The organism is Xanthobacter albus, from assembly GCF_043194895.2.
GTDB lineage: Bacteria > Pseudomonadota > Alphaproteobacteria > Rhizobiales > Xanthobacteraceae > Xanthobacter.
Genome location: NZ_CM195532.1, coordinates 4,346,912 through 4,370,544, shown reverse-complemented (window position 1 = coordinate 4,370,544; position 23,633 = coordinate 4,346,912). Strand labels below are relative to the sequence as shown.

The window sequence follows — 23,633 nt, the reverse complement described above, 5'->3', positions numbered from 1 at the left end:
CCGCTCAGGCGTGGTGGGAGGAGAGGTGCGCGAGCAGCCCGAGGGTGGAACCGGAGGCGCCCTCGGGGGCGCCTTCTCCGCGCACGGCGGGCAGGAGTGCGGTGGCGAGTTCCTTGCCCAGCTCCACGCCCCATTGGTCGAAGGCATTGATGTTCCACACCGCCGCCTCCACGAACACCCTGTGCTCGTAGAGGGCGAGAAGGCGGCCGAGGGTGTAGGGATCGAGTCGGCGGTAGGCGAGGGTCACCGACGGGCGGTTTCCGGAGAACACCCGGTGCGGCGCCAGCGCCGCCACCTCGGCCTCGGGGAGGCCCTTCGCCCGCAGCTGGGCGGAGGCCTCCTCCAGCGTGCGCCCGCGCATGAGCGCTTCCGACTGGGCAAGGCAGCTCGCCACCAGAAGCTCATGATGCTCCCGCAGTTCCGGCTCGTGGCCCTCGGCCGCCACCAGGAACTCCACCGGCACGATCTGCGTGCCCTGGTGCAGGAGCTGGAAGAAGGCATGCTGGGCATTGGTGCCGGGCTCGCCCCACACCACCGGGCCGGTGGCCTGGGCCACGGGCAGCCCCTCGCGCGTCACGCCCTTGCCGTTGCTCTCCATGTCGAGCTGCTGGAGATAGGCCGGCATGCGCGCGAGCCGCTGGTCATAGGGCACCACGGCGCGGCTGGCATAGTCGCAGACGTTGCGGTGCCACAGGCCCACCAGGGCGAGCAGCACCGGCAGGTTCTCCGCGAACGGGGCGCTGCGGAAGTGCCGGTCCATCGCCTCGGCGCCGGCCAGCAGCTCGCGGAAGCGCTCCGGCCCGATGGCCAGCATCACCGGCAGGCCGATGGCCGACCAAAGGGAGTAGCGCCCGCCCACCCAGTCCCAGAAGCCGAAGGTGCGCGCCTGCGGGATGCCGAAGGCGGCGACTTTGTCGCCAGCGGTGGATACCGCAGCGAAATGAAGGCCGACCGCCTCCTCCCCCAGCGCCTCGACGATCCAGGCGCGCGCCGTGCGGGCGTTGCGCATGGTCTCCACGGTGGTGAAGGTCTTGGAGGCGACGATGACGAGGGTGGTGGCGGGGTCCAGCCCCTTCAGCGTGTCGGCCACATGGGCGCCGTCCACGTTGGAAACGAAGTGGCAGCGGGGGCCGTCATGGTAGGGCGCCAGCGCCTGGGTGGCCATGGCCGGTCCGAGATCCGAGCCGCCGATGCCGATATTCACCACATCGGTGATGGCGCGGCCCGTGGCGCCGGGGATGCGGCCCGCGCGCACGCCCTCCGCGAAAGCGGTGAGCCGCTCCAGCGTGGCGCGGACCTCCATCTTCACGTCCACCCCGTCGAGCATGAGGGGCGTTGCGGTGCTGTCGCGCAGGGCGACATGGAGCACGGCCCGATTCTCGGTGGTGTTGATGCGCGCGCCCGCGAACATGGCGTCACGCAGCCGGGCGACACCCGCGGCCTCGGCCACCTGCAGCAGCAGGGCGAGGGAGGACGCATCAAGCTCGGTCTTGGAAAAGTCGAGCAGCAGGCCGCCATCCGTGCGGGAGAAGGCGGCAAAGCGGCCGGGCTCGGCATTGAGCACGCGCAGGTCGCGGCGGGCCGCCGCGCGGGTGGAGGCAAGCATACTCCACAGGGGCTGGGTCGCGGTCATGGACGAAGGGGTCCTTCGACCGTCCGGCGGTCCCCCGGCGGCGCCGAGCGATCCGTCGGCATCCGGTCTCACGGTGGTTGACGTACCGGAGACACCCATGCACCCCGAGGTTGACAGCAGTACGTCGCTCATGTGCCGGCACTGCCCCATTGGAGGCGATAGGGTGGTGGAGTGATGAACCGGATGGGGCGGGCCGGTTCCAAGACGGCCGGCGTCCCCTTGCGGGGCTGCACGCGCAGCCGGCTCGCCTTCCTATAGCACGGGTCGCTGGCGTTGCACCGGGGGCAGGGAGCCCCCATGGGGCCGTGCAGCAGCCGGAGGTATCGGAATCAGTTGCGCGGGCCGGTTTTCAACAGATGCGAGGACCGCGCGCACTGCGCCCGCCCACGGCGACCCTCCCGGAACTGGCGTGCGCGGCTCCGCCACGGCCTGGAGACGCTGCGCTTCCGCCCACCTTGCCGGTTGCCGGCGCCCGGTGGCGTCAGGCTGCGAGGGTCAAAACGAAAATCCGCGCGGCTTGACCACGCGGATTCCGAACGTCACGAGATCGGTCCCCGAAGGCGCGGCCGCCGTTCTGCCGCCGAGGCGCGGAACGGCGGGATGCCCTCAGCGGCTGCGGGGCTTGGAGGGCAGCAGGCCTTCGCGCTGGGCGCGCTTGCGCGCCAGCTTGCGGGCGCGGCGGATGGCTTCCGCCTGCTCGCGCGCGCGCTTCTCGGACGGCTTCTCGTAATGACCACGCAGCTTCATCTCGCGGAAGATCCCTTCGCGCTGCATCTTCTTCTTGAGCGCCTTCAGGGCCTGATCAACATTGTTGTCGCGGACGAGAACTTGCACGTGTTTGCCTCTTCGAACTGTTGCGCCGATCCGGTGCGGAAATGATCTGGGACTCCGAACCCTGGGGCAAGGCGCCGAGCGGCGCCCCTGCGGCATGTCCGAAGGAAGCGCTCTATTATCAGAGAGGGACGCGGTTGTCCACCCGCCCGCATCCGCCGGCTTTGCCACGCGGGGCCTTGCGCCGGCTTATTATTCGGCGCCCAGGAGCACTCCCGCGAAGGGTGGGGAGGGGTCGTTGGCGGGCGCGCGGCCATCCGCATCGGTCAGGAATCGGATCACCGGCGGGCGGCGCAGCTCGCCACCACGGAATCGATATTGCGGCACGGGCGGCAGGTCCGTCTGCCTGCGGCGTTGGCGCTGGGCGGCCCGGCAGAGGCTGTCCAGCTCGTCCCGGAGCTTGAGATCGTGGAAGAAGCCCTGGGCGATGGCGAGCCCGCGGATGAAGCGCAGCTCGATCTCGATCAGGCGCCAGCCGCAGAACCGCCCCGATCGCGCCAGCGTCAGCGCCATCTGCCGGGCATCGGACAAAGCTTCGCCGTTGGCCATCCGGGGGTCCCCCGCCGCCGAAAAAGAATCACCAAGGACTGATTCGCTAATGGTTGTATCACACCGCGACTCGGCGGCGTCAGCAGCTTTTTCCCGCGCCGTTGTGAAATGCGCCGCTTTCGGCGCAGATGCGATTCACATGGCCCATCTTGCGTCCGGGACGCGCCTCGGCCTTGCCGTAGAGATGCAGGCGGGCGCCCGGCTCGGCCAGGATTTCCGGCCAGGAGAGCACGTCGTCGCCGATGAGGTTGGTCATCTCCACGCGGCCCAGGCGCCCGGTTTCTCCCAGCGGCCAGCCGGCCACGGCGCGCACATGCTGCTCGAACTGGGAGGTGACGGCCCCGTCCTGGGTCCAGTGGCCGGAATTGTGCACGCGCGGGGCGATCTCGTTCACCAGCACGCGCTCGTCGGCGCCGTGGCCGACCACGAACAGCTCCACCGCGAACACGCCCACATAGTCCAGCGCCCCGGCGATGGCGCAGGCGAAGGCGCGGGCCTGCCGCGCCGTGGCCGCGCTCACCTCGGCCGGCACCGTGGAGGTGTGCAGGATGTGATTGCGGTGGACGTTCTGTGTCACTTCATAGGCGGCGAAGGCGTCGTCGGCGCGGCGGGCGGCGATGATGGAGACCTCACGCTCGAACGGTACGAAGCCTTCGAGGATGGCGCTCTGCCGGCCGATGGCGTCCCAGGCGGCGGAAAGGTCGTCGCCGGGGCGCAGCGTCACCTGCCCCTTGCCGTCATAGCCGAAGCGGCGGGTCTTCAGCACCGCCGGCAGGCCGGTTTCCTTCGCCGCGCGAATGAGGCCGTCGAGGTCGTCCACCGGCGCGAACGGCGCGGTTTCGATGCCGAGGCCGTTGACGAAGGTCTTCTCCTGGAGCCGATCCTGGGTGAGCGCCAGGGCGCGGGCGCCGGGCCGCAGCGGCACGCGCTGCGCCAGGAACTCCGCCGTGTCGAGCGGCACGTTCTCGAACTCGTAGGTCACCACCTGCGCCATGGCGGCGAAGCGTGCGAGGGCCTCGAAATCGTCGTAGGCGGCGCAGATATGCGCGTCGCTCACCTGGAAGGCGGGGCTTCCCGCCTCGGGGCAGTAGATGACGCTCTTGAGGCCGAGCTGGGCGGCCGCGAGCGCGATCATGCGTCCGAGCTGGCCTCCGCCGAGGATGCCGATGGTGTCGCCGGGGTGAAGCATAGGATCAGACGGGACGCTCCGTCACCGCCGCGGTGCGCGCGGCGCGCCAAGCGGAGAGTCGTTCGGCCAGCGCCTCGTCGCCGAGGGCGAGCACGGAGGCCGCGAGCAGCGCCGCATTGGTGGCGCCGGCCTTGCCGATGGCGAGGGTGCCCACCGGCACGCCGGCCGGCATCTGCACGATGGAATAGAGGCTGTCGAGGCCCGACATGGCCTTCGATTCCACCGGCACGCCGAACACGGGCAGGGTGGTGAGGGCGGCGACCATGCCCGGCAGGTGGGCCGCGCCGCCGGCACCGGCGATGATGACCTTGCAGCCGGCCGCCTTGGCCGACTTGGCAAAGTCGAACATGCGCTCCGGCGTGCGATGTGCCGAGACGATCAGTGCGTCGTGCGGGATCTCAAGCGCTTCCAGCGTCTCGACCGCATGGCGCATGGTTTCCCAATCGGACTGGCTGCCCATGATGACGGCCACCGGCCGCGATGCCATTTCGATCACCCTCAGCAAACGCAAAGCGCGCGTTTATCGGATCGGCGCCGCGCCGGCAAGGGGCAACGCCGGCATTGCGCTCATGCGATGGCTGAGTCGCGGGCGGGCGGGGCCACCACGGTGCGGTTGCGGCCATCGTTCTTGGCGGCGTAGAGGGCCACGTCCGCCTTCTTGAGGAACTGGTCCAGGCTCTCGCCCGGCTCGTATTGCGCGACGCCCAGGGAGATGGTGACGGACACCGTGCCGCCGGAGGGCAGCGGAACCTCGGTCTGAGCCACGGTGATGCGCATGCGCTCGGCCTCCGCCAGCGCCTTGCGGGCGTCATGGTCCGGCAGGATGGCGACGAACTCCTCGCCGCCCAGGCGCGCCGCCTGGCCGGGCGCCCGCCGCGCCTCCTCCGCGACCGCCTTCAGCACGCAGTCACCGGCATCGTGGCCCTTGGTGTCGTTGATCTTCTTGAAGTGGTCGATGTCGAACATCACCAGCGACACCGCGCGGCCCTCGTCGCCGGCGGCGCAGATCACCTGGGCGCGCTCGAAGAAGGCGCGGCGGTTCAGGAGCCCCGTCAGCGGATCGATGGTGGCGAGGCGGATCAGCTCGCGCCGCGCCTGGTTCATGCGCTCGGCCGCCCGCAGCCGGGCGTAGAGCTCGGCCGGCACCGGCGGCTTGGCCACGAAGTCGTCCGCGCCCGAATCGAGCGCCTCCACCAGCTGGTGGCCGTCGGCGTTGGACGACATGGCGATCACGTAGAGCGGGCGCCCCGCGTTCGAGATCAGCCGCGCCTCCCAGCACAGCTCCAGGCCGGAGACGTGGGGCAGCTCGAAGCTCGTCAGGAGCACGTCGATGGGATGGCCGGCGCGCAGGTAGTCGAGCGCGTCGGCGCCGTCCGAAAAGGCGATCACCTCGTGCCCGACGAGCTGCAGCGTCTGGCCGATCAGCTTGAGGGAAACGCGACTGGGATCCGCCAGAACGATTTGCATCTCACTCGCCGTGTCTTGCCGTGGGGGTCGCGGGCATTTGGCCCCGGAGCGCGGGATCGGCCGCCTGGGGGAGGTGCAGCAGAATCGGCCGGGAGCGGGCACGCTTCCAGCAACCCCACGCCTATCTCCGCGTGGAGGGCTTACGTCAAGCGGCTCTTTTTGCCGAAGGCGGGGCGCGTCATTCTACCGCCAGCGGCGGTGCAACCACAGCCATTGCTCGGGGTACTCGCGCACCCATTCCTCGATGACAGAGGTGACGACCTGCATGGCGCCCACCACCTCGATCTTGCCCTCCGTGTCGCGGGGCAGGGGCACTTCCTCGGTGATCTCCACGCGGAACCGGGCGCCGGGCAGGCGGATGACGCGCATGCCGTGAACCGGGCAATCGAACTGGCGGGCGAGACGCGCCAGCGTGGGGTTGGCGTAACAGGGGCGGCCGAAGAAGGTCACCTTCGGGCCGCCGCTCCAATGCTGGTCCACCAGCATGCCGAGATGCTGGCCGTCCGCGAGCATCCGCGCCATGACGCGGCCGGCATCGCGGCCGGCGCGGATGAGCCCCGGCATGTTGCCGGCGCGCATCTCCTCGATGAGGTCGGCCGCCTTCTTGTTGTTGGGCGCGCGGTAGAGCACGCCGCCCGGCATGTGGAACTTGGCGCCGGCGACGGCGCAAAGCTCCCAGTCTCCGGTGTGGGCCGTGAAGAACAGGGCGGGGCGCCCGTCGTCGCGCAGGCGCTCGAAGATCTCGACGCCCTTCACCTCGATGCGGCCGGCGCCGGGATGGGCGGGGTCGTAGTCCCACAACCGGTCCTGCTGGGCGAAATCGGCGGCGAGCCGGCCCATGTTGGCCCAGACGCCCCGCACCAGGTGCTCGATCTCGGCGCGGCTCTTTTCGGGAAAGGCGGCCCTGAGGTTGCGCCGGGCGGTGCCGCTGACCGGGAACAGGGGGCCGATGAGCCGCGCCCAGAAGGCCATGCCGCCCGAGGACAGCCACAGCGGCCACAGGCGCAGCCACCAGATGGAAAAGCGCACATAGCCGCCCACCACGCTCTCCACCACCGGCGTGAGCAGGGCGGAAAGGCGCTTCTTGAGGCGGCGGAGAGGTTTCTTCGGCTTCGGCACGGCGGCTCGATGGCTCAGGCGACCCAGCGGAAGGGGCGCGCCCCGTCCGCCGGTCTTTGTCAGAACTGCACGACGATCTTGCCGAACACGCGGCGGCTTTCGAGGCGCTCCAGGCCCTCGTTGAAGTTTTCGAGCGGCACGACGGTGTCGATCACCGGCTTGATGCCGCGGCCCATCTTCTCCAGGCCGTCGGCCACGTTGCGGATGGTGGCGCCGAAGGAGCCGAAAATCTTGTACTGGCGCTGGAAGAGCTGCATCAGGTTCATCTGCACGCTCACGCCCGAAGTGGAGCCGCAGGTGACGAGGCGCGCGCCCGGCTTCATGGACAGCAGCGAGGCGTTCCAGGTGTCGGCGCCCACGTGCTCGAACACCACGTCCACGCCCACCTTCTTGGTGATCTTGCGCACCTCATGCTCGAAGCGGTCGCGGCGGTAGTTGATGACGTGGTCGGCGCCCAGGGCCTTCGCCTTCTCCCCCTTCTCATCGTCGCCGACGGTGGTGATGACGGTGGCGCCCACGTCCTTCGCGAGGCGGATGGCGGCCGAGCCGATGCCCGAGCCGCCGGCATGCACCAGCACGGTCTCGCCCTTCTCCAGCTTGGCATTGTCGAACAGCATGTGCTCGACGGTGGAGAAGGTGATGCCGGCGCAGGCGGCCTCCTCGAAGGAGATCCCCTGCGGCGCGAGGATCACGAGCCGCTCGGGCATGTTGATGACGTCGCGGGCGAAGCCGTCGATGTGGAAGCCCAGAACGCCGCCCACGCTCTCGCACAGGTTGTCACGCCCAGCGAGGCAGTTGTGGCAGTGGCCGCAGGTCATGGCGCCGTACATGGCGACCGTCTGGCCCACCTTCAGCCCGCGCACGTCGGCGCCCAGCGCCACGATCTCACCGGCCGCCTCGGCGCCCACCACCAGCGGCATCTTGCGCTTGGCGAAGGCCATGCCGCGCCAGCCCCACACGTCGATATGGTTGAGCGCCAGCGCCTTCACGCGGATCTGCACCTCGCCGGCGCCCGGCGCCTCGGGCTCGGGCAGGGTCACGAGTTCGAGCTTGCGGTCGGAGACGAGCTGGAGGCCACGCATTCTTTTTCTCTGAAGTTGGTGTCAGCGGTGGGCGGGGAGGGCGGCGGAAAGCCCGCCGTCCACCGGCAGGATGGCGCCGGTCATATAGCCCGCGCCGGGGGAGAAGAGGAAGGCCGCCACCTGCGCCACGTCGTCGGGCGTGGCGAAGCGGCCGGCGGGGATTTGCGCCTCCATTCGGGCGCGGTAGTCCGCATACTTCTCCAGCATGGCGGTATCGATGAAGCCGGGGGCGATGTAGTTCGCCGTCACGCCCCGCCGGGCGGTCTCGATGGCGAGCCCGCGCACATGGGCGAGCAGCGCCGCCTTGGAGGCGGCATAGGCCACGTTGCCGGGATTGGCCTGGAGCGCCGCCACCGAGCCGATGGCGACGATGCGCCCCTCGCGCGCCCGCGTCATGGGCCGCACCAGGGCGCGGGCGAGGCGGGCGAAGGCGAAGTGGTTAACCTGCATCACCGCCTCGGCCTTCTCCTGGTCCATCATGGCGGCGAGCGTGTCATAGGAGGCGCCGGCATTGTGGCAAAAGCCGAACCACGGCGCGCCCGCCTCCAGCTCCTGCGCGAACGCTTCCACGGCATCCCGGTCGGCGAGGTCGAGGGCACGCGCGCTCACCTGTGCGTCCGGATGGGCCGCGCGCGCCTCGTCCACCAGCGCCTGCGCCTCCGCGGTTGCCGAGCGATAGGTGAAAGTGACCGCGAAGCCGGCCTCCACCAGCCGGCGCACGATGGCCGCGCCGAGGCCCCGGCCGCCGCCGGTGACGAGGATGGGCTTCATCGCGGATGTCCGGGCACGGCCTGCCCCGCGCGCGCGGGAGCGGGAGAAGGAAGGTTGAGGTGCGGGGACCGGCTCACGCCGGCTCGCCCGCGAGCACCAGGCACACGTTCTGCCCGCCGAAGCCGAACGAGTTGGAGATCACCCGCCGCACCTGGGCGTCGCGGGCGACGTTCGGCACCACGTCCAGCGGAATGGCCGGGTCCGGCACGTGGTAATTGATGGTCGGCGGAATGCGCCCGTTGGCGATGGTGAGCAGCGACACCGCCGCCTCGATGGCGCCCGCGGCCGTCAGCGTGTGGCCGATCATGGACTTGTTGGAGGAGATGGGCGTCTGCGCCAGCTTTTCCTCGCTGAACACGGCCTTCAGCCCCACATATTCCATGCGGTCGTTCTCGGGGGTCGAGGTGCCGTGCGCATTGATGTAGTCCACGTCGTCGGCGGTGATGCCGGCATCGGCGAAGGCGTTGCGCATGCAGCCGATGATGGGACGGCCGTCCGGATTGGAGCGGGTGCGGTGGAAGTTATCCGCCATCTCGCCGCAGCCTTCCAGCACGCCCAGGATCCTGGCGCCGCGCGCGACCGCGTGGGCATAGCTCTCCAGCACCAAGGCGGCGGCGCCCTCCGCCATCACGAAGCCGTCGCGATTCTTGGCGAAGGGCCGGGCGGCCTCCTCCGGCTTGTCGTTGGCGGTGGTGAGGGCCGAGAGCAGCGAGAAGCGGATGAGCGCTTCCGGGTGCACCGAGCCGTCGGTGCCGAGCGAGAGCGCCACCTCGGTGTCGCCGCGGCGGATGGCCTCGACGCCGAGCTGGATGGCGGTCGCGCCCGAGGCGCAGGCGGTGGACAGCGAGATGGGCTGGCCGCGGGTGCCGAAGCGGTCGGCGAGCCGGTCGGCCACCGAGCCGAACAGGAAGCGCTCGTGCCACGGGCGGAACTTGCCCGAATCGGCCGCGCCGAGGAGGTCGTGATAGACGATGGGATAATGCCCCACCGCCTCGGCGAGCTGCCGGCGCTCAGGCCATTCCAGCTCCACCGGCGGCACGGCGGCGAACAGCGGGCCGGGGAAGTCGCCCGGCGCGCCGATGGCCGCCTCCGCGATGGCCTCTTCCACCGCCAGGGTGGCGAGCTTCTCGGAAAGGTCCGGTGCGGGCACGCGGCCCTCGAACAGGAAGTCCACCGTGCCGGCGATGGTGGTGCGCATGCCCTCGATGGGGAAGCGGGTGATGGTGTGGATGCCCGATTCGCCCGCCGTCAGGCGCCGCCAGTTGTCGTCCTTGCCCTGGCCGAGCGAGGTGACGATGCCGATGCCGGTGACGACGACGATGGGCCGTCCGAACTTGTCCAAATGCGCCTGCGTCATGTCGCGGCTCCCCCAATTCGAGGTGCGCCCGCCCCGAGGCGCCCGTGGATGGCGTGTGCTGCCCGGCGCGCGCTGCGCGGCCTGCGGCCCGTGTCGCCGGAAAATACGCCCAAGCCGCGCACAAGGTAAATGCGCGGCTGACGAACCGCCCGCCCCGTGAAGCCGCATCCTGCGCGGGGCGCCGAAACGGAGAAGCGCCCGGCGGGCGATCGAGGCGGCTCGACCGGACCGGGCGCGTGATTCCCAAAGGTGCCCGAGGGGGCGGAGGGCGCAGGCGCCCTCAGATCTTCTCGACCACGCCCGCGCCTTCGCCGCGCCAATGGCCGACGGAGGTGACCACCACACGGGAAACCACGCCGCCGTCCTGCTCCAGCGGATCGTCCGCGAGTGCCGGATAGAGCGCGCCCTTGGAGACGCACAGGGCGCCGAGCGCGAGCCCGGCGATGAACTGCGCCTCGAAGCCGTGGCCGAGGCGGTTCGCCACGGCGCGCACCGGCAGCCCGGTGGCGGTGAGGGCCTCGGCCTCAGGCTGCGTCGCGTCCCGCGCGCCGGTGGCGCAGGAGATGACGGCGCTTTCGCCCGCGGTGCCGGCGGTGGTGATGAGCGCGCGCACCTTGTCGCGCACCGCGCCCTCCACCTGTCGCCGCGCCCGCTCGGACCACACGCCGGAGAGCCTGGCGATGGGCGTCGCGCCCCGCGCCTTGGCGTGGTCCGGCGATTCGAGCACCAGGAAGGCGCCCATGGAGCCCGCCGCGATGCCCGGCTCCGGCGTGGAGAAGACGGGACGGAACGCGCCCTTCAGGCAGAAATCGTCCAGGTCGTTGAGGAGCAGCGTGTCCTCGCGCTCGGCGTTGTAGGCGCCGCCCACGAGGCCGATCTCGCTCTGGCCGGAGGCGATGCGCGTGAAGGCGATGCGCACCGCGTCCACCCCCGCGCTCTCCTCGCCCATGAAGGTTCGGGACGAGCCCGTGACCCCGTGGACGATGGAGATGTTGCCGGCCAGCAGGTTGGAGAGCTGCGCCAGCGAGAGGGTGGGCCGCAGGTCCGACAGCAGGCGCTCGTTCAGCAGCCGCCCGGGATCGTTGGACGTGGACAAATCGTTGAGGATGGCCGCGTCCACCGCGAAGTCGCGCTCGCCGCCGCCTGCCGCCACGATCATGTCGGTGCGGGAGAGGATCTCGGCGTCCTTCGCGATGCCGGCAGCCTCCAGCGCGAGGCCGGCGGCATAGGTACCGATGCGCTGCCAGGGCTCCATCTGCCGCTGATCGCCCCTCTTGGGGATCTGCGTGTCGAAATTGACCTTGACCAGCGGATGCACCACGTACGGCGCAAAGGTGGTCGCGTCGGTGACGGGTGCCTGACCCTTGGTCAGGGCCTCCCAGTGGGCTTCGAGCCCCTCGCCGAGGGAGGATACGAGCCCGATGCCCGTGATCCACACCTCGCGCCGCGTGGCGCGTGCATCAGGCATCGGCAAAGTCCGTCAGGGGAAAGGAAACGTGCTCGGCCACCTTCATGACCACCGCCTTCATCTTGCCTTCCGGCCAGGGCAGCACGCGGAAGGTGAGCTCGGCGGAACACACCAGCTTGCCTTCGAACAGGGCCTGGGTGCGGGCCACCACGAAGCCGGAGCCCTCGTGCAGGATCTCGGAATAAAGGTCGAGATTCTGCCCCGGGACCACGAAGGTGCGCAGCTTGGCTTCCTTCACGGTGGCGAGGAAAGGCATCCGCTCGAAGCGGTTGCGCGCCAGCACCAGCCATCCGGTGGTCTGCGCCATGGCCTCGATGAGAAGCACGCCGGGCATGATGGGATAGCCCGGGAAATGCCCCTCGAAGATGGAGCTTTCCTGGGGCACCAAGCCCTGGCAATGGATTTTGTTGAGCGACGGGTCGATGGTCACGACCCGGTCGATCATCTTGAAGACTTCAGGACGCATCAGCTCCGTCCGGTCGCGCGCGGGATCAGATTCAGGCGGCCTTGGCGGCCACCAGCTCGTCGATGCGCGCGCAGAGATTCTTGAGCACGAAATACTGCTCGGTGGTGGCCTTGCCGTCGTTCACTTCCTGCGTCCACTGCTCCAGCGGCAGCTTGATGCCGAACGCCTTGTCGATGGCGAAGGCGATATCGAGGAAGTCGAGGCTGTCGATGCCCAGATCGTCGATGGCGTGGCTGTCCGGCGTGATGGTGTCCCGCGGGATATCGCACGTTTCCGCGATGATGTTGGCCACCGTGTCGAACGTGGAAGACATGGACTGACGCCTCTCGTGTACTGGCCGCTACCCGCCGCACCCGCATCGCGCGAGCGGTACGCCGCCGTCGGCCGGGCCGACGTTGCGGCCGGATGGCCCTGGGATGAGTTGACGGCCCCTATAGCGAACGCGTGCGGAGGTTTCAATGGCCCCCGCCCGCAGGTGTCCGCCGGACCCTGCGTCAACCGTTAATCGCCCTACCGGAATTGACATCGCACGCGGGGCCCCGCGCCGCAAGCCTCATGCCGCGCCGGCCCGCGCCAGCAGGAGATCGCAGGCATCTTCCACCGCATTGGTGCCGTAGCCGCCGCGCGGGCGGGCGAGGCGGGTGGCCGCATAGGCCTCGGCCACCTCGGGCGGCGCGGTGCGGGCGAGGGCGGCCGCGGCGGCCAGGATGGAAAGATCCTGCGCCGCGCGCCGCGCATGGGCCTCGGGGGCGGCGCCGCCGGCGATGAGTCGCTCCAGCGCGTCGGAGAAGGCGGGCACGCCGGGGAGCCCCACGGCATCGGCCTTCAGCTCCGCGAGCAGGGTGTGCACGGCGTGGGGGTCGCGCGCGGCGCCGCGCAGCAGGTCGAGGGCGAGCATGTTGCCCGCGCCTTCCCATATGGCGTTCACCGGCGCTTCCCGGTAGAGGCGCGGCATCATGCCCTCCTCCACGTAGCCATTGCCGCCCAGCGCCTCCATGGCCTCGAACACGAAGGCGGGCGCCGTCTTGCAGAGGGCGAACTTGACCGCGGGGGTGAGCAGGCGGGCGCGCGCGGCCTCTCCGTCGCGCGGGCCGCCGTTGGCCGCCTCGTCCTCGAAGCTCGCGGCGAGGCGCAGGGCGAGGGCGGTGGCCGCCTCCGCCTCCAGCGCGAGATCGGCCAGCACCATGGCCATGGCGGGCTGGTCCACCAGCCGCCGCTGGAAGGCGCTGCGGTGACGGGCGTGGTGGAGCGCGAGGGTGAGGGCAAGGCGCATCAGCCCGGCGGAGGAGACCGCGCAGTCGAGCCGGGTGAGCTGCACCATGCGCAGGATGGTGCGCACCCCACGCCCTTCCTCGCCCACCCGCCAGGCGAAGGCGCGCTCGAACTCCACCTCGCCCGAGGCGTTGGAGCGGTTGCCCAGCTTGTCCTTGAGGCGCATCAGGCGCAGGCCGTTCACCGCGCCGTCCGGCCGGAAGCGCGGCATGAGAAGGCAGGTGAGCCCCGCCGGCGCCTGGGCCAGCACCAGGAAGGCGTCGCTCATGGGGGCGGAGAAGAACCACTTGTGGCCGGTGATCTCGTATTCGTCGCCGCCGGTCGGTATGGCGCGGGTGATGTTGGCACGCACATCGCTGCCGCCCTGCTTCTCGGTCATGCCCATGCCGATGGTGACGCCGGCCTTCTCCCAGAAGGGCAGGAAGCGCCCGTCGTAGCGGCGCGAGCGGATGCGCGGCAGCCAGTCGCGCAGCAATTGGGGGCTCGCCGCCAGCGCCGCCGGGGCGGCGTGGGTCATGGTGAGGGGACAGACGTGGCCGGCCTCCGCCTGGGTGACGAGATAGAGATGGGCGGCGCGGCGGACGAGGTCCGCCCGCCCGGCCACGTCCCAGCCGGAGCAGTGGAGCCCCGCCGCGACGCTCTCGCCCATCAGCGTGTGGTAGGCGGGGTGGAACTCCACCTGGTCGCGGCGCCGGCCCTGGGCGTCGTGGGTGTGGAGCAGCGGCGGGTTGGCGTTTGCGAGCCGCCCCAGCTCCAGGCGCGCGGCGCTGCCCCAGGCGGCGCCGAAGGCGGCGATGGCCTCCCCGTGTCCGGCCGCCGCCGCGCTTTCCATCAGCGGCGTGTCGAGGGTGGCGAGGTTCACGTCGCCGAACGGCGGCGGCTGGTTGAGCACCTCTTCGGTGATCGGCGGCAGGTCCATGGCGTTTCCCCGGTTTCCCCCGGCGCGGGCCCGGCTTGTCCCGGTGCCGATCCGCCGTGCGGAAAGCATGGCGGCCCCGATGGGAAATACAACTTTTAGTATATTATACTTTTTGGTTATCCGGGGGCTCAGATGGGCCCCTGGAAGGTATTGCATTGCTGCGTGGAGCCGCTCTTAAGCCCGCGCGTGAACCACGCGACCCGCTGGCGCGAGGTGCCGTGGGTGAAGCTGTCGGGCACGGCGTAGCCCTGGGAGCGCTTCTGGAGGGTATCGTCGCCGATGGCGGTGGCGGCGTTCAGCGCCTCCTCCACGTCGCCCTCCTCGAGGATGCGATAGCGGGCATTGGCGTGGTAGGCCCACACTCCGGCGAGGCAGTCGGCCATCAGCTCCACGCGCACGGAGAGGGCGTTGGCCTCGGCGCGCGAGTTCGCCCGCGCCTGCGCCTGCTGCACCTTGGGCAGGATGCCGGTGAGGTTTTCCACATGGTGGCCCACCTCGTGGGCGATCACATAGGCGGCCGCGAAATCGCCGCCCGCGTTGAAGCGGTTCTTCATCTCCTGGAAGAAGGCGAGGTCGAGGTAGACCTTCTGGTCCAGCGGGCAGTAGAACGGACCCATGGCCGATTGCGCCCCGCCGCAGGCGGAGCGGGTGGCGCCGGAGAACAGCACCAGCTTGGGGTCCTGGTAGGTGCGTCCTTCCGCGCGGAAGACGTCGGTCCACACGTCCTCGGTCTGGGCGAGCACGGCGGCGGCGAAGCGGCCGAGCTGGTCCTTGGGCGCGCCCTGGCTCGCGCTCTGCTGGCCGCCCTGGCGCTGCGGGGCGTATTGCTGCTGCTGGCCGCCGCCCATGCCGTTGATGGCCTCGAGCCCGCCGATGAGCACCGCCGGGTTGATGCCCAGCGCCCAGCCGATCAATCCCACGATGATGATGGTGCCGATGCCGAGCCCGCCGCGGCCGCCCGGTATCCGGGAGCCGCCGCCCTCGCCGCGCCGGTCCTCCACATTGTCGCTGGAGCGATAGTCCTCCCAACGCATCGACCCGCCTCCCGCGCTTGCTCCGGCCCGCGTGGCCGGGGGGAGCCCCGCCATCAGCCCGGGTATCTCACCGCCTTCTGTGTTACACCGCGCGCCGCGCGGCCACCACCCTGCGTCGCGGCAGGGGCGCGGCGGCGCGGCGCCGGAAGGGGAGAGCGGGCATGCCGGCAGGACGGCGGACGGCGGGGCCGAAGACGGGGCGGGCGCGGGCGGCGGAGCCCTTCGCCGCGCTCGATTTCAGCCGCGAGCGGGCGCTCATGGCGCGCGGCATCCTGCCGATCGCCGGGGCCGACGAGGTGGGGCGCGGGCCGCTGGCCGGGCCGGTGGTGGCGGCGGCGGTGGTGCTCGATCCGCAGCGCGTGCCCGCCGGCCTCAACGATTCGAAGAAGCTCTCGGCCGCCCGGCGCGAGGCGCTCTATGCCGAGATCTGCGCCACCGCGGAGGTGGCGGTGAGCCTTGCCCCGCCGGCGCGCATCGACCGTGACAACATCCGCCAGGCCACCCTGTGGGCGCTGGCGCGGGCGGTGGCGGGCCTGCCGCGCCCGCCGGCGCTGCTGCTGGTGGACGGCAACGACCCGCCGCCGGCGGCCTGCCCGGTGGAGGCCATCGTGGGCGGCGACGGGCTCGTCGCCTCCATCGCCGCCGCCTCCATCGTCGCGAAGGTGGTGCGCGACCGGCTGATGGCCGGTGTCGGCGCCGCTTTCCCGGCCTATGGCTTCGAGAAACACAAGGGCTACGGCACCCCGCGCCACGCCGAGGCGCTGGACGCCCACGGCCCCTGCCGCCACCACCGGCAGTCCTTCGCCCCGGTGCGCGAGCGGCAGCTCGCGCTGTTCGGCGACGAGGGGGAAGCGTAGCGGGCGGCGGGGGTGAGGAGTGTCCGCGGACGTGCGTGGCGGTTCGTGTCGGGAAATGCGTGACGATAGGAGCTGGAACACATCCGGCGGGTCCGAATTCACCGGATGCTTTCTCATGCAAGGACCCGCGCGCTGGTCTCGCCGGTCGTTCCAATGGGTCTTCGTTCAAGCCCGCGCGGCGCTTGAACGAAACTGAAATGGCGCCGGCCGAAGGCCGGGGTGTAATGAGGTGAAAAGGCCGCCGGTGACCCGTGTCCGCGCGCCGGAGCGAGGGTGCCGCCGCGCGGCGATGGAGGAGCCCATGCGTCGTCCCGACAACCACTTCAAGCGCGCGCTGCATGCCGGGCGCCAGCAGCTCGGCCTGTGGTGCTCCATTCCGAGCCCCCTCACCGCCGAGGCGGTGGCCGCCTCCGGCTTCGACTGGCTGCTGATCGACGCCGAGCATGCACCCAACGAGGTGCCGGATATCCTCTCCATGCTCCAGGCCACCACCCGCGGCACCGCCCATCCGGTGGTGCGGGTGCCGTGGAACGATCCTGTCGTCATCAAGCGCGTGCTGGACCTCGGCGCCGACACCATCCTCGTGCCCATGGTGCAGAATGCCGAGGAGGCGCGGGCGGCGGTGGCCGCCACCCGCTATCCGCCCAAGGGCATCCGTGGCTTCGCCGGCAACGTGCGGGCCACCGCCTTCGGCCGCATGAGCGACTACTTCTCCCGCCACGAGGAGGAGATGTGCGTGCTGGTGCAGGTGGAGACCATGGAGGCGCTGGAGCAGGTGGAGGAGATCGCCGCCGTGGAGGGGGTGGACGGGGTGTTCATCGGCCCCGGCGACCTTTCCGCCTCCATGGGCTTCCTGAACGACACCCGCAATCCCCGCGTGGTGGAGGCCATCGAGACGGCGATGCTGCGCATCCTCTCCACCGGCAACCGGCCGGGCATCCTCGCCAATGATCCCGCCTTGGCGCGGCGCTACATGGCGGCGGGGGCGGCCTTCACCGCCGTGGGCATCGACGTGATGCTGCTGGTGCGCGCGGCCGACGAGCTGGCCCGCAAGTTCCGCGAATAGCCAGGCGCGTCGCCCTGCATCGGCTGAGGGGCCTCAGCCCCTCAGCGCGCGGCGGATGACCTTGCCGGTGGTGGTGAGGGGCAGCTCGTCCGTGAACACGATCTCGCGCGGATATTCATAGGCCGCGAGGCGCGTGCGCACGAAATCCTGGATATCCGCCACCAGGGTGTCGGAGGGCGCGTAGCCCGGCGCCAGCACCAGCACCGCCTTGACGATCTCGGTGCGCATCGCATCGGGCTTGCCCACCGCCGCCGCCAGCGCCACCGCCGGGTGCCGCAGCAGCGTGTCCTCGATCTCCGCCGGGCCGATGCGGTAGCCGGCGGAGGTGATGATGTCGTCGTCGCGGCCCAGGAAGTGGAAGTAGCCGTCCTCATCCTGCCGCGCGAGGTCGCCGGTGAGGAACCAGCCGTTGCGATACTTTTCCTCGGTCGCCTCCGGGCGGTTCCAATAGGAAAGGAACATCACCGGATCGCCGGCGCGCACCGCGATCTGGCCCATCTCTCCGGCCGCCGCGGGCTTCCCGTCCTCGCCCAGCACGCACACCTCGTGGCCGGGAATGGCCTTGCCCGTCGCTCCCGCGCGGGAGACGCCCAGGGCGGCGTTGGAGCCGATGACGTAGTTGCACTCGGTCTGGCCGTAGAATTCGTTCACCTGCACGCCCAGCGCCTCCCGGCTCCAGGCGAAGGTCTCCGCCCCCAGCGCCTCGCCGGCCGAGCCCACGGTGCGCAGGTCGAGCCCGAAACGCGCGCGGGGGGAGGGGACGGCGCGCATCATCTTGAGGGCGGTGGGGGGAATGAAGGCGTTGCGCACGCCGGCCGCCGCCATCAAGGCGAAGGCGGCCTCGGGGTCGAACTTGCCCCTGGGCTGCACCACCACCGGCACGCCGAGGGCGAGGGCCGGCAGCACCGTGTTGAGCAGCCCGCCCGCCCAGGCCCAGTCGGAAGGGGTCCACATGCGGTCGCCCGGGTGGGGCAGGAAATCATGGGTGAAGCGCACGCCGCTGACGTGCGGCAGCAGCACGCGGTGGCCGTGCAGCGCGCCCTTGGGCTGGCCGGTGGTGCCGGAGGTGTAGATCATCAGGGCCGGCGTATCCGGCCCGGTGGCAAGGCCCGTGGGCCGGTCCGCTCCGCCCGCCACCAGATCGGCGAAGGCGAGGGCGTCCGCGCGCGCCCCGTCCACGCTCACCACCAGGTCGAGTGCCTCCGGCCGCGCCGTCACCTTGGCGAGGCCGGCATCGTCGGTGACGAGCGCCCGCGCTCCGGAATCCGCGAGCCGGTAGGCGATCGCCTCCACCCCGAACGCGCCCGCCAGCGGCACCGCGACGGCGCCCAGCTTGTAGACCGCGAAATGGGTGGCGAGCACCTCCACCGACTGGGGCAGCAGGATGGCGACCCGGTCGCCCGCCCGCACCCCATGCGCCGCGAGGCCATGGGCGAGCCGGTTGGAGAGGGAAGAGAGCGCGCCGTAGGAGAAGGGCGCGAAGCCGCCGCCGGCGGGCAGGAAGAGGGCCGGCCGCTCCGGCGCCTGGGCGGCCCATTGGTCGCAGGCGTGGACGGCGATGTTGTAGGTCTCGGGCAGCGCCCAGCGGAAGGCGCGGATCAGCCCGTCATAGTCTTGAATGTCCGGCAGCATCCCGTGAAGTCCGTGCCTCGCCCCTCGAAACGGGCGGGACGCTATGGCATCTGCCGCGAACCCAGGTTCACCGCACATGCCATAGACTGTTGCCTTTACGCATTTTCCTAACGCGAACCGGTATCCACTTCGCTTGAAAATGCTCTAACGGGTCGGAGCCGCCGGGTCCACGATTGGTTTGCCGCGACGCAAAACGCGGCGCGGCTCAGCGCTCATCCGGCTGGGCGAGCACCAGCGCCCAGTAGACCTTGTACTTGGAATTGGGCGCGTTGGCGGTGGCGATACCCATGCGGGTCACGCCCGGCGTCAGCATGTTCTTGTTGTGGGGCGGGGAATCGCGCCAGCCGGAAAAGGCCTCCGCCAGCGTGTGATAGCCGGCGCCCACGTTCTCCACCGCCTGCCGCGCCTTGTAGCCGGAAGCCTTCACGCGCTGCACGAACGAGCGCCCGCCCACCTCGTGGGAGAGGTTGTCGGCCCGCGCCATGGCGTTTGCCTGCTCCTGGGCGAGCTGGGTCAGGGCGGGGTCGAGGGTGAGCGCGGAAAGGCCGCGCGCGGTGCGGTAGTCCGAGATCATGGAGACGGCGGCCTCCGCGTCCACGGGTTTCCCGGTCTTGGCGAGGTTGGTGTAGAAGGCGGGCTGCTCGTTGAGCGTCTCGGTGGTGCCGCAGCCGGCGAGCAGCAGGGCGAGAACGAGGCCGGCGCTCGCGCGTCGGGTGCCCCTGCGGGTGAGCGACGGGGCGGGGAAAAGGGCGCGCATGGCGGCTCCTGGAGGCGATGCGGAAGCGGTGCCCCGCCGGGGCGGGACGCCGGTACGGCTCCGGCACTTGTGCGCCGGGGCCGGTATAGGGGGCGTTAATCCCCCTGCGTGAGGCGGAGCCCTCAGGCGCCGTCCGGCAGCGGGCCGGCGGCGGGCGGGGGCGCCAGGTCCGCCGGTGGCTGGGAGAGCACGGCCCAGGGCTGCGCCGCCATGCCGATGCCCGCGGCGCGGAACCGCGAGAGGATCTGGAAATGCAGGTCGCTCTTGACGGTCAGCGAATAGTCCACGTTCGCCACCACGCACCTGAGCTCGAACACCATGCCGCCCTCGATGAACTTGGTGAGGAACACCCGCGGCGGCGGTGATTTCATCACCTGCGGATGGGTGCAGGCGCAGCTCACCAGGATGTCGCGCACCTCCTCCGCGTCGGCGTCGTAGGAGACGTTGAGCGTCACGATGATGCGGCCGGTGGTGTTGGCGTGGGTCCAGTTCTTCACCATGCCGGTGATGAGATCGGAATTGGGCACGATCACCGAGGCGCGGTCGAAGGTCTCGATCTCGGTGGAGCGCACCGAGATGCGCCGCACGTAACCCTCCTCGCCCTTCACCGCGATGGTGTCGCCCACCCGCACCGGCCGTTCCGCCAGCAGGATGAGGCCCGACACGAAGTTGGACACGATGGCCTGGAGGCCGAAGCCGATACCCACCGAGAGGGCGCCGGCCACCAGGGCGAGGTTCTCGAGGTTGAGCCCCAGCTCGCTCGCGGAGACCATGATGGCGATGATGACGCCCACATAGCCGACGATGGTGGAGATGGACGATTGCAGCGAGGGCTCCAGCCCCGTGCGCGGCAGCAGCGCGGAGGTGATCCACCGCTGCAGCCCGCGCGCGATGACGATGCCCACCAGCAGGAAGATCGCCGCGTAGAGCACGCTGGAGAGCGAGATGGTGATGTTGCCGATGCGCACCCCGAAGGTGACGCGCTCCATCGTGTCCATCACGTCGGTGGAGGAGGCGCCCCAGCTTCCCACGATGAGGAAGGCGGCCACCACGAATAGCAGTACCTTGAGCAGGCCGGAGATGATGACCCCGATCAGCTCCAGGCTGTTGGGCTTCAGGCCGAGCGTCTTCGACAGGTGGCGCGCCCGCGGCGTGTCGGCCGCGAGCCCGGTGCCGAAGAAGGAATCGATGAGCCCGTACAGCACGTAGAGGATGCCGAGGATGGCGCTCGCCACCACCACGCGGCTCGCCACGAAGGCGGCGAAGCTCACGTAGCCGGTGACGAGGGCGCCGATGACCAGCGCCACCACCAGCCACACCAGGAAGCGCACCCAGTGCCGGCCCTCGATGGGGTGGGACTGGGTTTCCCGGGCCTCGCTGTCCTTGCCGCCGCTCTCCTTGCCCCCGCTCTCCTGCCCGGCGTTCTCGTCGTCCTCCTCCGAGCTCGCGAGGTGGAGCAGGAAGCGGGCGATGAAGGCGGCGATGAGCAGCGCCATCAGCGCGCTCGTGATCACCGTGAGGCCGAGCGGCACGAACAGCACCCGGTGCAGCGCATTGAGCACCGCCGCCACCACCAGCGTCCACACCGCCCAGGAGAAGTAGCGGAAGGTGATCATCGCCGCGCGGTCGGAGATGGGCGGCATGCGCCGCCAGGGCTCGCCCGGCGCCAGCATGGCCCGCGCCGCGCCGGTGCCGATGGTCTTGATGATGACCGCGAGGGCGATGCCGCGCACCAGTTCCTCCGCGCGGGGCGGCACCAGCTCGAACGTGTTGATGAGGGCGACGCCGAGGACCGTCGCAATGGGCGCCACCGTGACTTCCAGAAGCAGCACCTTCAGCGCCTCGCGGGCGGAGCGCAGGCGTGTGAAGGTCTCGCCCGCCGGCGGCGGCGGGGTGCGCAGGCGCGCGCGCAGCCAGCGTCCGCCGGCCACCACCAGCGCCACCGCCGCGAACACGCCGATGAGGATGCCCGTGAGCGCCAGCGGCTGGTGCCGGCGCGCGGCATAGGTGCCCCAGTCGGAGATGAGGAGCTGGGTGGAATGCAGCTCCACGCCGGTGGCGGCGATGGCCGCCGTCCACAGGCTGGGATCGAGGATCGAATCGGTGCGCTCGAACAGCTGGCTGGTGAACAGGGCGCGGCGCCGGGCGCTGATGCGGTCGGTGGCCTGGGCGCTGCGGTCCGCCAGGGTGCGCACCGGCGCCAGCACCGCTTCGAGGTCGGCGGTCACCTTCTGCAGGTGCTCGCGGTCTGTGGTCACCGCCGGGTCCTCGGCGGGCGCGCCCTCGCCGGGCTTGGCGGGGATGGACTTGAACCGCGCCCGCGCGTCGGCGAGCCGCGGGCCGATATCCTCCGTCAGCTGCTGCAGGTCGCGGCGGATGGGGTCGAGCCGGGTGCGCAGGTCGTCGAGGTCGGTGGCGCGCAGGCCGTCCACCGAGAGCGCCGCTTCCAGCGCGTCGAGGGCGGCGCGGTTGGCCTCGATCTTCTCGCGGGCGGCGAGCACGGCGGGATCGGGCGGCAAGGCTGCGGGTTTCGGCGGCGGCGCGGCAGCGGTGGCAGCGGGCGCGGCACCCTCGGCCGGCTGCGCTGCGGGCGCGGCTGCGGCCGGTTTTCCGGCGCCGGCGTCCTTCGCATCGCTTCCCTTCGCCGCGTCGGCGGCCGGCGCCTGCTCCGCGGCAATGGCGGGGACGGGCCGCACCACGGCATCGATGCCCGCGAGCGTGCCCGCCCACAACGCGAGCGCGGCGATCAGCAGCTTCGACTTCGGCAAACGCATTCCTCACCTCCGAGCCGGCGTTCCTGTCCCGCGAACGCGGCAGAGTAAAGGCGGCCGCCCGGTGCCACCGCCCCGCGCCGCGCCTGCCGCAAGGGCATGCGGCGCGACGAAATCTCTGGCGTCCCCGCCGCTGTTCCCGCTAATTCGGGACGCGCCGGACCCGCCCCACGCCCGGCTCGTGAGAAGGTTCTCCTTGATGACCCCGACCGATCCCGTCAAGCCCGCCGCCGCGCCGCTCGACGCGCGCGACCCCGTCGCCCTCGCCGCCGCGCTCATCCGCTCGCCCTCGGTGACCCCGCAGGCGCAGGCGACGCTCGACCTCGTGGCCGATCTCCTGGCCGGTGCCGGATACCGGGTGGAGAAGCTCACCTTCGCCAGCGGCGGCGTGCCCATCGCCAATCTCTACGCCCGCATCGGCGAGGAGGGGCCGAACCTGTGCTTCGCCGGCCATGTGGACGTGGTGCCCGTGGGCGACGCGGCGCGCTGGAGCCACGGCCCCTTCTCCGGCGAGATCGCGGGCGGGCGGCTGTTCGGCCGCGGGGCGGTGGACATGAAGGGCGCTGTGGCCGCCTTCATGGCCGCGGCGCTCGCCTACGGGCGGCCGCAGAAGGGCTCGCTCTCCTTCCTCATCACCGGCGACGAGGAGGGCCCCGCCCTCGACGGCACCGTGAAGGTGGTGGAGTGGCTGAAGGAGAAGGGCGAGCGGATCGACCATTGCGTGCTGGGCGAGCCCACCAATCCGGTGGCGCTGGGCGACGCGTTCAAGATCGGCCGGCGCGGCAGCCTTTCCGGCGTGGTGCGGGTGAAGGGCGTGCAGGGGCACGTGGCCTATCCCCACCTCGCGGACAATCCGGTGCCGCGGCTGGTGCGGCTCCTCTCCGCGCTGATCGCCGGGCCGCTCGACGCCGGCTCCGATTTCTTCCCGCCCTCGAACCTGGAAGTGGTTTCGGTGGACGTGGGCAACACCGCCTTCAACGTCATCCCGGCGGAGGCCGACGCCCGCTTCAACGTGCGCTTCAACGACCACTTCGCCCTCGCCACGCTGAAGGCGGAGATCCGCCGCCGGCTCGATGCGGCCGGCGAGCCCTACGACCTGGTGTTCCAGCCGGGCGCGAGCGAGAGCTTCATCACGGCGCCGGGCCCGTTCGTGGATATCGTGGCCGGGGCGGTGGAGGCGGTCACCGGCCGCCGGCCCGAGCCCTCCACCTCCGGCGGCACCTCGGACGCGCGCTTCATCAAGGATCTGTGTCCGGTGGTGGAATTCGGCCTCGTCGGCCAGACCATGCACAAGGTGGACGAGGCGACCACGGTGCGCGACCTGGAGGACCTCACCGCCGTCTACGGCCACATCATCACGCGCTATTTCGCGCAGTTCGCCTGATTTTTGAAA

At 70.8% G+C, this 23,633-nt stretch carries 21 protein-coding genes; 3 read left to right on the top strand and 18 right to left on the bottom strand.

The features are described 5' to 3' along the window. Positions 1–4: 4 nt before the first annotated feature. From pgi to ypfJ, 15 genes are all read right to left on the bottom strand, one after another. Positions 5–1,633, bottom strand: coding sequence for a glucose-6-phosphate isomerase (pgi, locus tag V5F75_RS19420; protein WP_394035162.1), 1,629 nt, complete (start codon positions 1,631–1,633; stop codon positions 5–7). 606 nt (positions 1,634–2,239) lie between these two features. After that, on the bottom strand, positions 2,240–2,467 hold the full coding sequence (gene rpsU / locus V5F75_RS19415; RefSeq protein WP_234052638.1) for a 30S ribosomal protein S21: 228 nt from the start codon (positions 2,465–2,467) through the stop codon (positions 2,240–2,242). 189 nt (positions 2,468–2,656) lie between these two features. After that, a complete protein-coding gene (locus V5F75_RS19410; RefSeq protein WP_394035161.1) occupies positions 2,657–3,013 on the bottom strand; it encodes a hypothetical protein in 357 nt (118 codons plus the stop codon). Between the two features lie 79 nt (positions 3,014–3,092). Beyond that, the gene (locus V5F75_RS19405; protein ID WP_394035160.1) at positions 3,093–4,202 is read right to left on the bottom strand and encodes a 5-(carboxyamino)imidazole ribonucleotide synthase; all 1,110 of its coding nucleotides are present in this window, start codon (positions 4,200–4,202) and stop codon (positions 3,093–3,095) included. Between the two features lie 4 nt (positions 4,203–4,206). Beyond that, positions 4,207–4,689, bottom strand: coding sequence for a 5-(carboxyamino)imidazole ribonucleotide mutase (gene purE / locus V5F75_RS19400; RefSeq protein WP_394035159.1), 483 nt, complete (start codon positions 4,687–4,689; stop codon positions 4,207–4,209). Positions 4,690–4,769: 80 nt separating this feature from the next. After that, a complete protein-coding gene (locus V5F75_RS19395; protein WP_394035158.1) occupies positions 4,770–5,669 on the bottom strand; it encodes a diguanylate cyclase in 900 nt (299 codons plus the stop codon). A 183-nt stretch (positions 5,670–5,852) separates the two neighbouring features. After that, positions 5,853–6,788, bottom strand: coding sequence for a lipid A biosynthesis lauroyl acyltransferase (locus V5F75_RS19390; RefSeq protein WP_394035157.1), 936 nt, complete (start codon positions 6,786–6,788; stop codon positions 5,853–5,855). A gap of 59 nt (positions 6,789–6,847) precedes the next feature. Further along, complete coding sequence (locus tag V5F75_RS19385) at positions 6,848–7,870, bottom strand: zinc-binding dehydrogenase (protein ID WP_394035156.1); 1,023 nt, start codon at positions 7,868–7,870, stop codon at positions 6,848–6,850. A 21-nt stretch (positions 7,871–7,891) separates the two neighbouring features. Beyond that, positions 7,892–8,641: an SDR family oxidoreductase gene (locus V5F75_RS19380; RefSeq protein ID WP_394035155.1), complete on the bottom strand. Its 750-nt coding sequence runs from the start codon at positions 8,639–8,641 to the stop codon at positions 7,892–7,894. Positions 8,642–8,714: 73 nt separating this feature from the next. Further along, the gene (locus V5F75_RS19375) at positions 8,715–9,998 is read right to left on the bottom strand and encodes a beta-ketoacyl-ACP synthase (protein ID WP_394035154.1); all 1,284 of its coding nucleotides are present in this window, start codon (positions 9,996–9,998) and stop codon (positions 8,715–8,717) included. Positions 9,999–10,278: 280 nt separating this feature from the next. After that, entirely contained in the window at positions 10,279–11,466 is a 1,188-nt protein-coding gene (locus V5F75_RS19370) for a beta-ketoacyl-ACP synthase (protein ID WP_394035153.1), read from the bottom strand. Further along, the gene (locus V5F75_RS19365; protein ID WP_394035152.1) at positions 11,459–11,932 is read right to left on the bottom strand and encodes a 3-hydroxyacyl-ACP dehydratase FabZ family protein; all 474 of its coding nucleotides are present in this window, start codon (positions 11,930–11,932) and stop codon (positions 11,459–11,461) included. Before V5F75_RS19365 ends, V5F75_RS19370 begins: the two co-directional genes overlap by 8 nt. 31 nt (positions 11,933–11,963) lie before the next feature. Beyond that, positions 11,964–12,245, bottom strand: coding sequence for an acyl carrier protein (locus V5F75_RS19360; protein ID WP_012113283.1), 282 nt, complete (start codon positions 12,243–12,245; stop codon positions 11,964–11,966). Between the two features lie 240 nt (positions 12,246–12,485). Continuing rightward, complete coding sequence (locus V5F75_RS19355; RefSeq protein ID WP_394035151.1) at positions 12,486–14,123, bottom strand: acyl-CoA dehydrogenase family protein; 1,638 nt, start codon at positions 14,121–14,123, stop codon at positions 12,486–12,488. Positions 14,124–14,251: 128 nt separating this feature from the next. Continuing rightward, on the bottom strand, positions 14,252–15,157 hold the full coding sequence (gene ypfJ, locus V5F75_RS19350; RefSeq protein ID WP_394035150.1) for a KPN_02809 family neutral zinc metallopeptidase: 906 nt from the start codon (positions 15,155–15,157) through the stop codon (positions 14,252–14,254). Positions 15,158–15,318: 161 nt separating this feature from the next. On the opposite strand from ypfJ, the gene rnhB reads away from it, so the two are divergent. Further along, entirely contained in the window at positions 15,319–16,014 is a 696-nt protein-coding gene (gene rnhB / locus V5F75_RS19345) for a ribonuclease HII (RefSeq protein WP_394035149.1), read from the top strand. A 301-nt stretch (positions 16,015–16,315) separates the two neighbouring features. Continuing rightward, complete coding sequence (locus V5F75_RS19340; protein WP_394035148.1) at positions 16,316–17,080, top strand: aldolase/citrate lyase family protein; 765 nt, start codon at positions 16,316–16,318, stop codon at positions 17,078–17,080. Positions 17,081–17,113: 33 nt separating this feature from the next. On the opposite strand, the gene V5F75_RS19335 is transcribed toward V5F75_RS19340, so the two are convergent. The 3 genes from V5F75_RS19335 to V5F75_RS19325 form a co-directional block, all read right to left on the bottom strand. Then, positions 17,114–18,712 carry an AMP-binding protein gene (locus tag V5F75_RS19335; protein ID WP_394035147.1) on the bottom strand — a complete coding sequence of 533 codons (1,599 nt, stop codon included), beginning with the start codon at positions 18,710–18,712 and terminating at the stop codon, positions 17,114–17,116. Between the two features lie 205 nt (positions 18,713–18,917). Next, on the bottom strand, positions 18,918–19,469 hold the full coding sequence (locus V5F75_RS19330; protein ID WP_394035146.1) for a CAP domain-containing protein: 552 nt from the start codon (positions 19,467–19,469) through the stop codon (positions 18,918–18,920). Positions 19,470–19,591: 122 nt separating this feature from the next. After that, the gene (locus V5F75_RS19325) at positions 19,592–22,243 is read right to left on the bottom strand and encodes a DUF3772 domain-containing protein (RefSeq protein ID WP_394035145.1); all 2,652 of its coding nucleotides are present in this window, start codon (positions 22,241–22,243) and stop codon (positions 19,592–19,594) included. Between the two features lie 196 nt (positions 22,244–22,439). Here V5F75_RS19325 and dapE point away from each other — a divergent pair, with 196 nt between their 5' ends. After that, complete coding sequence (gene dapE, locus V5F75_RS19320; RefSeq protein ID WP_394035144.1) at positions 22,440–23,624, top strand: succinyl-diaminopimelate desuccinylase; 1,185 nt, start codon at positions 22,440–22,442, stop codon at positions 23,622–23,624. The last annotated feature ends 9 nt before the right edge of the window (positions 23,625–23,633 follow it).